We start from the raw sequence: 13,354 nt of genomic DNA on the forward strand, positions 1-13,354 counted from the left end.
GTCACCACCCGTGGGTGTTGAGCCACTCCCGGCGGTGGGATGCCTCGGCATCCGTCTCGCCCTCGTCGAAGGTGGTGTGCTCGGCGAGGAGACCGGCCTCGAGGGGGAGGAAGCGGTGACACGTCGGGCAGAGGGCGCGACCCTGCGGCCAGCCGTCGTCGAGCGGGGCGGCGGGTTCGCCGGGCCGCCCGGAACCGGGGCAGCCGGCGGGGTCGGCCGCGGCATCCGTCCACATGATCGTGCGGTGCCGGTGAAGACCGGGGTGGTCGAGGGGGCGCGTGCAGCGGCGGCCGGCGCTGCGGCTGCGGCAGAAGCGGACGACGTCCGACATCAGTTGATGATCTCGCCGCCGGAGTTCTCGATGTCGGCGATGCGGCGCTTCCAGTCCGCGAGTGCTTCGGGGGTGAGCCGGGGCCAGTCCGTCACCTCGCCGACGACTCGCAGGGGCTTGGTGCTGCGGTACGAGCGGGTGGGGTTTCCGGGGAACTTCTTGTCGGTCACGTTCGGGTCGTCTTCGAACGGGCCGGTCGGCTCGACCTCGTACAGGCGCGGTTCGCCGTCGCCCGCCGCGAGCTCGGCAGCGAGACCGGCGGGGTCGCGCAGCGCCGTGAAGTAGATGTGGTTCATCACGATCGACGGTCGGTAGTTGGAGGTGCGACCTGCGGTCAGCAGGTCGCCGAGCTGAAGGTCCGCTTTCGTGCCGTGGAAGAAGGGGCCGGTCTCGTCCGCTGCGCTCACCGCGCCAGGGTAGCGCGCTCGGTCAGGCGTCGGAACGGGGCATCGGTGCGAGGCGCGTCAGCTGGGTGACGTGGCGCGGCTCGAGCTCGGCGATCGAGGCGACGCCGAGCAGCTTCATGGTGCGCTCGATCTCGCTCCGGAGGATCTCGATCGTCTTGTCGACGCCCGCCCGCCCACCTGCCATGAGGCCGTAGAGGTAGGCGCGGCCGATGAGGGTGAACTTCGCCCCGAGGGCCATGGCTGAGACGATGTCGGCGCCGTTCATGATGCCGGTGTCGACCATGATCGTCGCGTCCTTGCCGACCTCGCGCACCACGGTGGGCAGCAGGTGGAAGGGGATCGGCGCCCGGTCGAGCTGGCGTCCGCCGTGGTTCGACAGGATGATGCCGTCGACGCCGTGGTCGATGAGGCGCTTCGCGTCGGCGACATTCTGCACGCCCTTGACGACGATCTTGCCGGGCCAGATGCCGCGGATGATCTCGAGATCCTCGTAGCTGATCGTCGGGTCCATCGCCGCGTTGAGCAGGTCGCCGACGGTGCCGCCGGTGGCCGACAGCGACGCGAACTCGAGCTTCGGAGTGGTGAGGAAGTCGATCCACCACCAGGGCCGCGGGATCGCGTTGACGATCGTGCCGAGCGTCAGCTGCGGCGGGATCGAGAACCCGTTGCGCTTGTCGCGCAGGCGCGCGCCGGCCACGGGGGTGTCGACGGTGAACTGCAGCGTGTCGAACCCGGCCTCGGCGGCGCGCTTCGCCAGCCCGTACGAGATCTCCCGCTCGCGCATGACGTAGAGCTGGAACCAGTTGCGACCGTGCGGGTTCGCGGCCTTCACGCCCTCGATCGAGGTCGTTCCGAGGGTCGACAGGGTGAACGGGATGCCGGCGGCCCCCGCCGCTCCCGCGCCCGCGACCTCGCCCTCGGTCTGCATGAGCCTCGTGAAACCGGTCGGCGCGATGCCGAACGGCAAGGCGGACGGCCCGCCGAGGATCTCGACCGAGGTGTCGACGTTCTCCGCGGGGCGAAGCACGTCGGGGTGGAACTCGACGTCCTCGAACGCCTGACGCGCGCGGGCGAGCGAGGTCTCGCCCTCCGCAGCGCCGTCGGTGTAGTCGAACGCGGCCTTGGGGGTGCGTCGCTTCGCGATCGTGCGGAGGTCCGCGATCGTGAACGCGGCATCCAGTCGGCGCTTCGTGCCGTTGAGCTCGGGCTTCTTGAACTGCATGAGCTCGAGCAGCTCGACAGGCTTCGGGAATTGACGCTGCACCATGACGACCATCCTCCTCGGTGTGGTGGGAACGCGGGCCGTGATTAACGCAGGAACGCGGCGGCGACGCCGGAGTCGACGGGGATGTGGAGTCCCGTCGTGCGGGAGAGTTCGGGGCCGGTCAGGACGTAGACGGCGTCGGCGACGTTCTCGGGGACGACCTCGCGCTTGAGGATCGTCCGGTTCGCGTAGAACTGGCCGAGATCCTTCTCTTCGACGCCGTAGGTGGCGGCGCGGTTGGCGCCCCAACCGGCGGCGAAGATGCCGGAGCCGCGGACGACGCCGTCGGGGTTGATGCCGTTGACGCGAACGCCGTGCTCGCCGAGCTCGACGGCCAGCAATCGCACCTGGTGGGCCTGGTCTGCCTTGGTCGCGGAGTACGCGATGTTGTTGGGGCCGGCGAAGACCGAGTTCTTCGACGAGATGTAGATGACGTCGCCGCCCATCTTCTGCTCGATCAGCGCCTTCGCGGCGGCCTTCGCGACGAGGAACGAGCCCTTCGCCATGACGTCGTGCTGCAGGTCCCAATCCTTCTCGGTGGTCTCGAGCAGCGGCTTCGACAGCGACAGGCCCGCGTTGTTGACGACGAGGTCGACACCGCCGAAGGCGAGGACGGTCGCGTCGATCGCGGCCTGGACACCCGCGGCGTCCGCCACGTTCGCGGCGACGCCGATCGCGACGTCCGTTCCGCCGAGCTCGGCCGCGGCGGCCTGTGCCTTCTCGAGATCGAGGTCGGCGACGACGACGCAGGCGCCCTCGGCGGCGAGTCGCGTGGCGATCGCCTTGCCGATGCCGGATGCCGCTCCCGTGACGAACGCGATGCGCCCCTGATGGGTCTTGGGCTTCGGCATCCGCTGCAGCTTCGCCTCTTCGAGGGCCCAGTACTCGATGCGGAACTTCTCGGCGTCCGAGATCGGCGCGTAAGTGGAGAGTGCTTCGGCGCCACGCATGACGTTGATGGCGTTGACGTAGAACTCGCCGGCGACACGGGCGGTCTGCTTGTTCGCGCCGTAGCTGAACATGCCGACACCCGGGACGAGAACGATGAGCGGGTCGGCACCGCGGATCGCAGGGGAGTCCGCGGTCGCGTGCGCGTCGTAATAGGCCTGGTAGTCGGCGCGGTAGGCCTCGTGGAGTTCGCGGAGGCGGGCGATCGAGTCTTCGACAGAGGCGGATGCCGGCAGGTCGAGGATGAGCGGCTTGACCTTGGTGCGGAGGAAGTGATCGGGGCAGCTCGTGCCGAGTTCCGCGAGCGCGGGCGCCTTCTCGGACGCGAGGAATTCGAGGACGACGTCGCTGTCGGTGTAGTGGCCGACCATCGGCTTGTCCGTCGAGGCGAGGCCGCGGATCGTGGGTGCGAGGGCCGCGGCCTTCGCGTGACGGTCGGCGTCGGTGAGGGCCTCGAAGTCGGAGCGGATGCCGCCGAAGGGCTGGGGCGCGCCGTGGTCGTCGATGTGCTTCTCGGCCGTCTCGATGATCCAGAGGCTGTTGCGCTCGGCTTCTTCGGACGTGTCGCCCCAGGCCGTGATGCCGTGGCCGCCGAGGATGCAGCCGATCGCGTCGGGGTTCTCGGCCTTGATCGCGGCGATGTCGAGGCCGAGCTGGAAGCCGGGGCGGCGCCACGGCACCCACGCGACCTTCTCGCCGAAGATCTCGGCGGTGAGCTTCTCGCCGTCGGCGGAGGTGGCGATGGCGATGCCGGCATCGGGATGCAGGTGGTCGACGTGGGCGGCATCCACCAGTCCGTGCATGGCGGTGTCGATCGAAGGCGCCGCGCCGCCCTTGCCGTGCAGGCAGTAGTCGAAGGCGGCGACCATCTCGTCTTCGCGCTCGACGCCGGGGTAGACGTCGACGAGGGCGCGCATGCGGTCGAGGCGGAGGATGGCGAGGCCCTCGGGTTTCAGGGTGCCGAGGTCGCCGCCGGAGCCCTTGACCCAGAGGAGCTCGACGGGCTCGCCGGTGACGGGGTCGGTCGCCACGCCCTTGGCCGACGTGTTGCCGCCGGCGTAGTTCGTGACCTTCGGGTCGGAGCCGAGACGGTTGCTGCGCGCGATGAGTTCGGCGGCGGCGGTGGGCGTGGAAGACATCGACTCTCCTGCGAGGCTCAGACGTGAAAGATGTTGTGAAACCTTTCATAATCTAACAGAGTCAGCGGATGTCGACCAGCCCTCGGAAGGCGGCGAGGCGGTCGTCGGCGGGGTCGAGCTCGGTGACGAGGATGTCGACGTCGCCCCATTCGAGGGCGCGCGCGACGGCGAGGCGTTCGAGCTTCGATGCGTCGGCGAGCACGACGGTCTCGTCCGCGTGAGCGGAGAGGACGCGCTTGACCTCCGCCTCTTCGAGGGTCGTTTCGCTGGTGCCGAATGAGGGGTCGAGGGCGGCGGCGCTCGTGAAGAAGCGGTCGTAGTGGAAGCGGGCCGCGCTCTCGCAGGCCTGCGCGCCGACGAAGCTGCCCGTGCGCGGTTCGAGGCGGCCGCCGAGGAGGATCGCGTCGACCGCGGGGCGGCCCTGGGCGGTGCGGAGGTTGTCGTAGGAGTTCGTGACGACGAGCAGTTCGTGGCTGTCGTCGAGGGTGGCGATGAGGGCACCGACGGTGGACGAGGCATCCATCGCCGCGGCGCCACCGTGGGGGAGGAGGTCGTGGGCCTTGCGCGCGATCTCGGCCTTCGCGCCGCCCCGGGCGGCGATGCGCTCGGTGAAGCCCTGCGGCACGATGGCGGCGACCGCCCCGCCGCGGACGCGCCGCGCGAGCCCGTCGCGGACGAGGTCGTCGAGGTCGCGGCGCACCGTCATCGCCGAGACGCCGAGGGCCTCGGCGGCCGGCTCGAGTCGGATGCTGCCGGACTCGGCGAGCATCTCGACGAGGAGCGACCGCCGTTCGGCGCTGAGCAACTGCGGCATGCGATCAGGGTAGCCGGGCCCGGGTGGTGCCCCCGCGGTTAGGCTCGAGCGGTGAGCGAGCGTGCGGCGGTGATGTGCCCGACCTGCGGCGATCCGCTCCGCTTCGAGATCCTCGACGACGAGCGGTTCACGGTCGCGTGGTCGTGCCTCGACTGCGGTCTCGTGCGTGTGACGGAGCCGCGCTGACGCTCACTCCGTCGAGGCGTCGACGGGCTCGGCATCGTTCTTGCGGCGGGCGGAGACGACGCCGCGCACGATGGTGATGCCCGCGTAGAGCAGCAGGACCGATCCGGCAGCGGGGATGAGCCACGCCCGGGCGCTGCCGCCGGTGGAGGTGTTGACGAAGCCGAGGAGGGGGAGGGAGTACCAGAGCCGTCCCATCACCTGGCCCTCGACGACGGGGTCCTTGTCGGCGACGCTGTTGTTGTCGCCCTTCAGGGTGAAGGTCCGGCTGCCGTCGGCGGCGAGGGTGATCGCGGTCACCCGGTGCGTGATCACGCCGGGAACGTTGGGGCGGATCTGGTAGGTGATGACCTCGCCGACGCGGATGTCATCGGGGTCGACCGGCTTCACGATCAGCAGGGTCCCGGGAGGCAGCCCGGGCTCCATCGAACTGGTCAGCACCGTGAGCGGGATGGCGTTTGCGAGCCGCGGAACGACGATGACGACGGCGGCGAGTGCGAGCACCATGAACAGCAGGCCGAGTTGGATGCCGCGCCACACCCACCGCCACAGTCCGCCGCCCGATGCCGGCGACACGGTCAGGCTCCCTTGTGGAGCGTGAACTGCTGGGCCGTCGACGACGTGCATTCGGTGACGCGGAGCGCGGGTGACGCGGCGGCATCCATGCACAGGTCGTTCCGGTTGCGGAGGAGGAACGTGCCCGAACCGGGGGCGATCGGCACCACCTCCCACTTCTGCGCGCTGATGTTGCTGGTCGTGCGGAGGATGGCGTTGCGTGTGCTCGGGCTGTCCCAGAAGAGGGCGGCCGAGGAGAGGGGGCTGATCTTCAGGTACGAGCCGTCGACGACGAACTTCCACAGCTGGTCCGAGCGGACGGCGCACGCCGTGTCGACCAGGTCTTCGCCGGCGACGGTCGATCCGCTCGCTCCCACGACGCAGCGCTGCGAGGCGACGTTGCGAATCGAGTAGGCGCTGGTGGTGGTGAGCCACCCGGTCGCGTGGAGCACGCCGGGGGACTCCGGTGACACCGCCCCGGCCGTGGAGCCGACCGCACGGACGGTGTAGGCGTAGTAGGTCGACACGTTCAGGCCGGTGTCGGTGAACTGACGTTGGGATGCCGGGACCGTGGCGACCAGGGCGGAGCCCCGGTACACGCGGTACCCGGTGATGGCGGACGAGTCCGACGGCGCCGTCCAGGCGATCGTGATGCTGTCGTCGGTCTCGCTGACCTTCGTGGTCGCTCCGGGGGTGACCGTGTCGGCGACCGTCTGGGTGGCGCTCGAGCGCGCCGTGCTGGTCCATGCGCCCTGTGTGGCCGTCACGACGGCGGTCGCGGCGGTGCGTCCGCCGGCGAGCGCGAATCGCTGCGCCTGGGTGAGCGAGGTTCGCACGCAGTAGACCGCGGTGGCGGCGGGCGCGAGGGTGCCGGTGAGGGCGGCCACCGTGGTCCAGGTGGCCGCTGACCCCGAGGTGGTTGCCCCGGCGGTGCAGCTGGCACGCGTCGGCACGAGCCAGACGTGGACGTCGGTCGCCCGCGACAGCGGGGTGTCGTCGGCGGCGAGTCGCAGGACGTACGGGGCGGGGATGCTGCCGGTGTTGGTGAGCGTGAGGGGAGCGGTCGTACTGAGGGCCGCGGTCGTGTAGGTCGTGGCCAGCGCGGGGAAGCCGGTCTCGGTGATCGTCAGGGTGCCGGACGACACCGCGGTGGTCGCCGGATGATCGGCGGTCGTCCAGCTCGCCGAGGCGGTGGCGGGGACGCCGAGAGGCAGGGTCAGGCCGGTCACGAGAGCGATGATCGCTCGCCGCAGCCGTGGCGGGCGAGGCGTTGCGGCCTTCTGGCGGCCGCTCACGTCTGGGTCCCGGTGAGATGGAGCGCGAACGGTGTCGCGGGCTGCCCCTGGGTCGACGCAGCGGCGGTCAGGGGAAGCGTCGTCGACAGGCAGAGGACGCGGCTCTGACCGGCGGGAAGGGTGAGTGTGGTGGGGCCGGGTTTCGGGGAGGCGAGCGTCCCCGTCCAGAGCGCGCTGATGCTGCCCACAGCGCACGATTGGCCGGATGCCGTAGCCCCGAGGCTGAAGGTCAGGGCTGACAGGAACGGCGAGGTCGCGACTGTGGTGGTCAAGCCCGAGACGGCGATCGACAGCGGCACGGAGCCGGTGTTCGCGACCGTGACCGGTCCGGTCGCCGTCTTGCCCGGGTACAACGCGTCGGTCGGCATCGCGACGGATGACACGGTGAGTTCGGCGGTGCCCGTTGTCAGAGTCGCCGATCCGGTCGCCGCGGGTGAGCTCGCGTCGAGGAGGGCGTAGGTGCCGAGGCCGCCTGACGCCAGCGAGATGGCGAGGCCTGCGCAGAGCAGGAGACCCGCCGTGACGATGCCTCGGCCACGGAAGCGGCGAGAGGCAGGGCGCGCAGCAGCGCTGGCGTTGTCGCGTCGGCCCGGAATCGCGCCCATGCTCTCACCTCTTCTCGTGTCGCGGTCGTCTGGTGATCGTGCCGGCGTATCCGCCGACGCGATCAGTTCTGGGTGAGGGTGACAGCCAGCTCGTCGAGGTCGACCGATCCGAGCTTCGTGTCGTTCTCGAAGCCGGCGGTGGTGCTCTTCGGGAACGTGATGGTCACATCCACCGAGACGACCTCCGAGACGCCGTCGGCGCCTGCGGTCACCGTGTACGGGGCGGGGCCGGCGGAGATGCCGGTGCCGGTGGCATCGAGCACCGCGTTGGCGGTGAGGTAGTCGGCGAGCGCGACATCAGCGGGTGCGGTGGCGGATGTCGGCGAGATCGAGGCCGGGTCGATGTCGAGCGTGGCGACGAGGTTGTCGCCCGTGGCCGTGATCGTCATGTCGGTCGAGTAGGTGACGACGTCACCCGGAACGAGCGGATAGCCGTCGAGGTTCGAGAGGGGCGAGCCGCCGTTGACCGTCCAGGACGGGGCCTCTGCGACCGGGGTGATCGACAGGTCGCCGGCGACGATGGTTCCGCCCGCGGTGGATGCGCTTGCATTCCAGAGCGCGAAGGTGCCCGCGCCGCCGAGGAGGAGGGCGACTCCGGCGCCGGCCGCGATGGTGCCTTTGAGGATGTTGTTCATGAGGGTTCTTTCTGCGCGCCCGTCACGGGCGCCACGGTGTCCACGAACCGTTCAGGAGGCGAGCGGATAGAGGCCGTGCGCATGCACAGCGTCACTCGCGTCGCGGGCGGTGAAGGAAAACCGTCTGAAAGGAGCACTTGAGATGCCACAGAGATGGCACAGGCAGGGGACGATGATCTGCACACGGGCCACAGCTGTTGAGCTGAGAAGAACCCGCTTGGCTTGAGTATCACACGCCGAGGGGAGCGAGTGAATCGTTTCGGCCGTCTTGGGGGACGTTTGGCAGGTAGGGGCTCAGTCGGGACGGCGTTCACAGAGGAAGGCGCCGACCGGCCGCTGGCCCCGTTCTGCGCGTCGGTGGATCTCGATGACCTCGAACCCGGCGGTCTCGAGCTCGCGCTGCAGGTCGCTCGCCCACCAGCGATATGCGCGCGTGATCGCGTGGTCGAAAGCCTCGGTCTGTTCCGCGTCGAAGTAGCCGAGGAGCAGTGATCCACCGGGCCGTATCACGCGCGCGAACTCGGTGAGCGAAACAGCGATCGTCGACGGCTCGTGGTGGATCGTCGAGAACCACGCGAGGATGCCGCCGACCGCGGCATCCGGTGCGTCGATCGTCTCGATGCTCTCGACGTCGAATCTGACGCCGGGGTGGGTCGCGCGGGCGTAGTCGATGAACTCCGGGACGAGGTCGATGCCGCGGATGTCGGCGCCCCGCTCCGCGAGGTGCTGCGTCCAGTGGCCCGGCCCGCATCCCGCGTCAATGAGCCGACCGGATGCCGCGGCTCCCCACGTCTCGATGAGATGGCGGTCGGCGTGGTGCATCGCGCTCACGGATCCGAGGAGATCGACGTACTCCGACGCCCGGTTCGAGTACGCGTCGGTCGTCCGGGTCATCCTGCGAGGCTATCGATCGGCCGCGCCGCTCTGACCGCGTGAGACGATCCCGGAGTGAAGATCACCCAGGTGCGCAACGCGACTCTTCTGCTCGAGGTTGGGGGAACCCGCATCCTCGTCGATCCGATGCTCGGCGCAAAGGGTGCGCAGCCCGGCTTCGCGAGCGCTCGCCGCAATCCGCTTGTCGACCTGGTCGTGCCCCTCGCGGACCTGCTCGACCCGGAGGTCGTCGTGGTCACGCACACCCATTCCGATCATTGGGATGCCGCGGCCGCCGCCCTCCTCCCTCGTGAGGTTCCCGTGCTCGTTCAGCACGTTGCGGATGCCGCCGTCCTCGAGGAGGCGGGCTTCACGCAGGTGAGCGTCCTCGACGAGCCGACCACGATGCAGGGCGTGACGTTCACCCGCACGGGAGGGCTGCACGGCTCGGAGACGACGGTTGCCGCCGCCGAGCTCGGCGAGGTCATGGGTGTCGTTATCGCCCACCCCGATGAGCAGACGCTGTACATCGCCGGCGACACCGTCTATCACCCCGCGGTCGAGGAGGCGCTCGCCGCCCACGAGCCGCATGTCATCGTCCTGAACACCGGGGAGGCCGTGCTGCCCGGCCTCGACCCGATCCTGATGGGCGCCGAGGATGTCGTCCGCGTGCACCGCCTCGCGCCGGACGCCCGCATCGTCGCCGTGCACATGGAAGCACTCGATCACTGCACCGTCACCCGCGACGACGTGCGCGCGACGGCCGAGGCGCACGGGATCGCGGAGTCCGTCGACGTCCCGGAGGATGGCGAGACGCTGAGCGCCTGACGCGCGCTCTCGGCAGCGGGGTGGCTATCGAACGCTGTCGGCGGCGTTCTTCGCAGCGTCACGCTCTTTGTCCAGGAGGCCATCGCGCACACCCCGACGCACCGCGATGTACGTGACGTAGCTCCAGACGGCGAGCAGAGTCGCGGCGAGGACGGCGGAGGTGAACGGATCCATCTGTCCACAATCGCGGAGCACGGCGTTAATGTCTACCGCTCGGAAAAGGCGAAACCCCCGCGAATAGAAGCTTCGCGAGGGTTCCTAGGACCGTTGTAACGACGGTCCGTGTGGCTCCGACAGGCGTCGATCCCGTGACCTCACGATTTTCAGTTGTATTCGCCGGGTTTACGGGTGCTCACGAGTGCTCAATTGCCGCGTGATTCCCCGGAAGTCGTGCTAGTTGCTGATCGCTGGTTCTCGATAGTTTCAACCGAGTTCCCGGCCCGAGACCGGCCCAGAATCGTATACCTTCGGCAACGAGAACTCCCTACTGCCTTTGGTCCGGGTCCAACTCGCGGAGGAATCCATTCCACAACGTCGGGTACGAAATGTCGTTCTCGGCATCGCTGACTGAAGAGCTCGCCCTCTGAGCCTCGAGGGACAACTGAGCAGCCTCACCTCCTGGCCGGCGGACTGCATACTTCGGGCGGCCCGGAAAGAGGTCGCTGAACCTGGAGAACTCTTCGCGCACCCCCTCCATGCCGCCGATGAACACCGCCGCCAGTGGATTGGTTTCGGTCAGCATGCGGGAACGCATTTCTCTCAGACTCGCTTCCCAATGGCCAGGCGTGGGCTCGTCGCCCGCAACTGCCTCGGTCCAAATGAGCTCGCCCACGCCATCGGCTTCGAACCTGCGGGTCGCGGTCGGCAGGACAGTCTCAAAGAGTTGGGACTGGTAGATCACGATCCTTGCTTCGTCGGTCGATGGGAATTCGGCGGCGACGTACATGAGCAACGGCGCGAGAGTTGGATGGGCCGCCGTGACGATCCGAAATTCGCGGGTCAGACACGCGCGTGCGAAGGCTACAACGGCATCCGTGATCTCGAGCGGCTCAAAGTCCCCTTGCCAACGGGCTGCATCGGGGATGCTTCCAGAGAGGAAGATGGAACCCTTCACTGGGGCTCGGGTGCCGCGCATCGGTTCTCTATCAATTGCCACGAGTCCACCACCCGCCCACCGCGTTCTCTGGGATCATGCTCATCCTTCGCCCACCCGAAACCCACTGAAGATGCCTGCTCAGCCGATCAGACAGAAGCCGCGCGCTGTGGACAAGAAGGCCTGGAAGCTCCGCCCCTATCTCGGCGGCGACCTCATCGACTTCCTGCAGATCTGATGCCGTCGGTAAGCGCGGTGTAGTACCGACGACTATTCGCCCCTCGGCAGTCTCGACGAGTAGCCGCCAGTCCTGCAGCGACACGCACGACGCCACACCAGCCGCACGGGCGGCCTCTTCGATGCTCTTGACGAGCATTCTTCGCCGACGTACCAAGCCAAGCGCGTGTGCTTCCTCGACGCGCGAAACTAGACGATCGAGGCCGGCTTCAGTGAACACATCGAAGTTGTGCTCGTCAGTAACAATTTCGGTCTCGCCTATCTGTAGTCGGGGTATCCCAGAACTCCCCGGCACGTCCTGCACGTCTCCCGGCCAGCGAGCTATGAGAACACCCATCGTATGGCTGAGCGCATAGTCGACCTCGTCGTATACCCAGTCTGAAGTGTGAGCGAGCGGAGTCTCCAGAAGGAGCAGGAACGCATGATCTTCAAGCGCGTTCGCTATTTCCGATTGCACATCTGCACCTTCACGAATGGCGAAGCGGTCGATGAACGGCTGGAATCCGAAGTGCGTGAGCCTGTCGTGAAGTTGTTCGGCTGCGCCAAGCCCGTCGTCGCGGCGATGGCTGATGAACACCTTTCGCTGGCGGTCTTCGATACCCAGTTCTTCGAACAGCACACGCACTACTCGGCCGAGCGATTCTTGACCGTTCCATGCGATGGCGTTAGCGAAGGCGAGAATCTTCGGAACCTGCGCGCTGAAGTGTCCAAGGTCGTCGACAAGCGGAAAAATCGTGGTTCCGCGGTTGAGTTCGTAGGCGATCTCATCCGCGATATCAGGGTCAGCTTTCGCGGTCGCGTCCCCCAGGTAGACGCACACATGCGGATTAGTGTCGGATGTTCTGCTCTCCGAGACGGTCACAGTCAGCGAACGATGCAACCCCAGTGTCAAGAGCTCCTGCGCAACGGCCTGGCTGATTGTTCCAGCATCCCCCTCTCGGCCCTTGTGGATCACTCGAATGCCGTATGTCGTGGTCACGTCGAGTTCCGCTGACGTAGAGCCCTGGAGTTGTCCACCAACGTCGCCTTCGCTGAGCGCGCTTGAAATGCTGACTCAATACTGGTTCGCAGGGACTCTAAGGTGGCGGGATAGCTCCGGTAGTAGGCGTAGGAAGCGGCTTCGTTGTTTTTCACCCAGTTGTCCCCGACACGGTCTGGGAGATGGGCCGAGTTGTTCATCGACGGCAGGGGCAGTACGAGAAGACCGCTTCGGCGATTCACGGCGTCATTCCGAAGACTTGACGAGATCTCCCAGTCAACGAACTTCCGGCCCCAGGTTCCTGCTCCGAGAAGCACGATAGTGACCGTTGAATCGGCGAGGTATTTCTCTCGAATGCGTCTTTTGATGTAGTCGGTGTCATTGCTCTCGACGAAGTCGTCTTCCTCAGTGACTCCTACCGACCGTGGGATGAACTCGGAGCCAAAGTCTGTGACGAAGGTCTCGACTTCCAAGAGGTCTGCGACATGGTAGGAAACGAAGCACTTGTGGCGGCTGTCGTCGGTCTTTTTCAGAGAGGCCAGTTCCGCGAGTATCTGGACCTCGCGCATCTGAGATCTACTGCTCATCGTTCCCCCTGTTCCGCACTGCAGGTGCGTCGATTCGTGGTCGAACGCCGCGGACAGCAGCGCCCCCTCCCGCAGGCTATCGCCAACCAGCGGCTGGTCGCAGCTGTACAGGACTGTTGGCGTCGCTAGCGCCGGGTGAGCTGGGGCGCCGGGTTGGCCCGTTTAGGGTCTTCGAATTTGAGGTGTACTCAGTGGTCGAGCGGCTTTGGTCGGATAGGCATCGAACTCCTCCACGATGGAAGTCGGTAGGTTGCCTATCCGAAGGTCCTCGAGGTGCGCAACGCTGCCTTCGCCGACCTTGACCTGACCACGTTCTGCCGGATCAACGAACTCGCTCTCGGAGCCGTCTCGCAGCGTCTCGAGCCGGATTGGACGTCGCCTCGTGCACGAACGATCACCGCCCCATAATGACGCCCAGAGAACGATGACGAGGCCGGGAGAAGGTGCTTGTGCGCGCTCGATAAGGTAGCTCACTATCTCGTCGGCTGCGCTTGTTGGTGGGTCATGCGGCGTTCGCCAAGTGTCTTATTGCGAGCGCGCGTGCCGTTCTTCGAGCCTCCGCGAACCGTCCCGCCATTTTG

16 protein-coding genes are annotated in these 13,354 nt (G+C 67.3%); 2 read left to right on the forward strand and 14 right to left on the reverse strand.

Features of this window, described 5'->3' with window-relative positions; all coding sequences use genetic code 11:
* Position 1: 1 nt before the first annotated feature.
* The 5 genes from ABQ271_RS01210 to ABQ271_RS01230 form a co-directional block, all read right to left on the reverse strand.
* The gene (locus ABQ271_RS01210; RefSeq protein WP_349309750.1) at positions 2-331 is read right to left on the reverse strand and encodes a hypothetical protein; all 330 of its coding nucleotides are present in this window, start codon (positions 329-331) and stop codon (positions 2-4) included.
* Positions 331-738, reverse strand: a complete 408-nt coding sequence (gene arr, locus ABQ271_RS01215) for an NAD(+)--rifampin ADP-ribosyltransferase (protein WP_349309751.1) — start codon at positions 736-738, stop codon at positions 331-333. The genes ABQ271_RS01210 and arr overlap by 1 nt, the downstream gene beginning before the upstream one ends.
* 22 nt (positions 739-760) lie before the next feature.
* Positions 761-2,005, reverse strand: coding sequence for an alpha-hydroxy acid oxidase (locus ABQ271_RS01220; RefSeq protein ID WP_349309752.1), 1,245 nt, complete (start codon positions 2,003-2,005; stop codon positions 761-763).
* Between the two features lie 41 nt (positions 2,006-2,046).
* Entirely contained in the window at positions 2,047-4,089 is a 2,043-nt protein-coding gene (locus ABQ271_RS01225) for a bifunctional aldolase/short-chain dehydrogenase (protein ID WP_349309753.1), read from the reverse strand.
* Between the two features lie 61 nt (positions 4,090-4,150).
* Positions 4,151-4,903 (reverse strand): DeoR/GlpR family DNA-binding transcription regulator, encoded by a 753-nt coding sequence (locus ABQ271_RS01230; RefSeq protein ID WP_349309754.1) that lies wholly within the window; start codon positions 4,901-4,903, stop codon positions 4,151-4,153.
* A gap of 51 nt (positions 4,904-4,954) precedes the next feature.
* Here ABQ271_RS01230 and ABQ271_RS01235 point away from each other — a divergent pair, with 51 nt between their 5' ends.
* Positions 4,955-5,089, forward strand: a complete 135-nt coding sequence (locus ABQ271_RS01235; protein ID WP_255209195.1) for a hypothetical protein — start codon at positions 4,955-4,957, stop codon at positions 5,087-5,089.
* 3 nt (positions 5,090-5,092) lie between these two features.
* On the opposite strand, the gene ABQ271_RS01240 is transcribed toward ABQ271_RS01235, so the two are convergent.
* From ABQ271_RS01240 to ABQ271_RS01260, 5 genes are all read right to left on the reverse strand, one after another.
* Positions 5,093-5,662 carry a signal peptidase I gene (locus tag ABQ271_RS01240; protein ID WP_349309755.1) on the reverse strand — a complete coding sequence of 190 codons (570 nt, stop codon included), beginning with the start codon at positions 5,660-5,662 and terminating at the stop codon, positions 5,093-5,095.
* Positions 5,663-5,664: 2 nt separating this feature from the next.
* On the reverse strand, positions 5,665-6,870 hold the full coding sequence (locus ABQ271_RS01245; protein WP_349309756.1) for an RICIN domain-containing protein: 1,206 nt from the start codon (positions 6,868-6,870) through the stop codon (positions 5,665-5,667).
* 62 nt (positions 6,871-6,932) lie between these two features.
* Positions 6,933-7,541 carry a hypothetical protein gene (locus ABQ271_RS01250; RefSeq protein ID WP_349309757.1) on the reverse strand — a complete coding sequence of 203 codons (609 nt, stop codon included), beginning with the start codon at positions 7,539-7,541 and terminating at the stop codon, positions 6,933-6,935.
* A gap of 62 nt (positions 7,542-7,603) precedes the next feature.
* A complete protein-coding gene (locus tag ABQ271_RS01255; RefSeq protein ID WP_349309758.1) occupies positions 7,604-8,176 on the reverse strand; it encodes an alternate-type signal peptide domain-containing protein in 573 nt (190 codons plus the stop codon).
* Positions 8,177-8,470: 294 nt separating this feature from the next.
* Positions 8,471-9,070, reverse strand: coding sequence for a class I SAM-dependent methyltransferase (locus ABQ271_RS01260; protein ID WP_349309759.1), 600 nt, complete (start codon positions 9,068-9,070; stop codon positions 8,471-8,473).
* 54 nt (positions 9,071-9,124) lie between these two features.
* Between ABQ271_RS01260 and ABQ271_RS01265 the strand changes: the two genes are divergently transcribed.
* Complete coding sequence (locus ABQ271_RS01265; protein ID WP_349309760.1) at positions 9,125-9,877, forward strand: MBL fold metallo-hydrolase; 753 nt, start codon at positions 9,125-9,127, stop codon at positions 9,875-9,877.
* A 24-nt stretch (positions 9,878-9,901) separates the two neighbouring features.
* On the opposite strand, the gene ABQ271_RS01270 is transcribed toward ABQ271_RS01265, so the two are convergent.
* From ABQ271_RS01270 to ABQ271_RS01285, 4 genes are all read right to left on the reverse strand, one after another.
* The gene (locus ABQ271_RS01270; protein WP_349309761.1) at positions 9,902-10,051 is read right to left on the reverse strand and encodes a hypothetical protein; all 150 of its coding nucleotides are present in this window, start codon (positions 10,049-10,051) and stop codon (positions 9,902-9,904) included.
* Between the two features lie 310 nt (positions 10,052-10,361).
* Positions 10,362-11,012, reverse strand: a complete 651-nt coding sequence (locus ABQ271_RS01275; protein ID WP_349309762.1) for a hypothetical protein — start codon at positions 11,010-11,012, stop codon at positions 10,362-10,364.
* A 10-nt stretch (positions 11,013-11,022) separates the two neighbouring features.
* Positions 11,023-12,186: a toll/interleukin-1 receptor domain-containing protein gene (locus ABQ271_RS01280; protein WP_349309763.1), complete on the reverse strand. Its 1,164-nt coding sequence runs from the start codon at positions 12,184-12,186 to the stop codon at positions 11,023-11,025.
* The gene (locus ABQ271_RS01285; protein WP_349309764.1) at positions 12,183-12,755 is read right to left on the reverse strand and encodes a TIR domain-containing protein; all 573 of its coding nucleotides are present in this window, start codon (positions 12,753-12,755) and stop codon (positions 12,183-12,185) included. Before ABQ271_RS01285 ends, ABQ271_RS01280 begins: the two co-directional genes overlap by 4 nt.
* Positions 12,756-13,354 lie beyond the last annotated feature (599 nt).

The sequence above is a fragment of the Microbacterium sp. MM2322 genome, assembly GCF_964186585.1.
In the GTDB taxonomy this organism is placed as follows: Bacteria; Actinomycetota; Actinomycetes; order Actinomycetales; family Microbacteriaceae; genus Microbacterium.

What these genes read in the sequence shown, in the direction of transcription:
- ABQ271_RS01220 (WP_349309752.1), bottom strand. Translation starts at nt 2,005, where the DNA reads ATGGTGCAGCGTCAATTCCCGAAGCCTGTCGAGCTGCTCGAGCTCATG.
- ABQ271_RS01260 (WP_349309759.1), bottom strand. Translation starts at nt 9,070, where the DNA reads ATGACCCGGACGACCGACGCGTACTCGAACCGGGCGTCGGAGTACGTC.
- ABQ271_RS01225 (WP_349309753.1), bottom strand. Translation starts at nt 4,089, where the DNA reads ATGTCTTCCACGCCCACCGCCGCCGCCGAACTCATCGCGCGCAGCAAC.
- ABQ271_RS01250 (WP_349309757.1), bottom strand. Translation starts at nt 7,541, where the DNA reads ATGGGCGCGATTCCGGGCCGACGCGACAACGCCAGCGCTGCTGCGCGC.
- ABQ271_RS01270 (WP_349309761.1), bottom strand. Translation starts at nt 10,051, where the DNA reads ATGGATCCGTTCACCTCCGCCGTCCTCGCCGCGACTCTGCTCGCCGTC.
- ABQ271_RS01285 (WP_349309764.1), bottom strand. Translation starts at nt 12,755, where the DNA reads ATGCGCGAGGTCCAGATACTCGCGGAACTGGCCTCTCTGAAAAAGACC.
- ABQ271_RS01255 (WP_349309758.1), bottom strand. Translation starts at nt 8,176, where the DNA reads ATGAACAACATCCTCAAAGGCACCATCGCGGCCGGCGCCGGAGTCGCC.
- ABQ271_RS01275 (WP_349309762.1), bottom strand. Translation starts at nt 11,012, where the DNA reads ATGCGCGGCACCCGAGCCCCAGTGAAGGGTTCCATCTTCCTCTCTGGA.
- ABQ271_RS01230 (WP_349309754.1), bottom strand. Translation starts at nt 4,903, where the DNA reads ATGCCGCAGTTGCTCAGCGCCGAACGGCGGTCGCTCCTCGTCGAGATG.
- ABQ271_RS01210 (WP_349309750.1), bottom strand. Translation starts at nt 331, where the DNA reads ATGTCGGACGTCGTCCGCTTCTGCCGCAGCCGCAGCGCCGGCCGCCGC.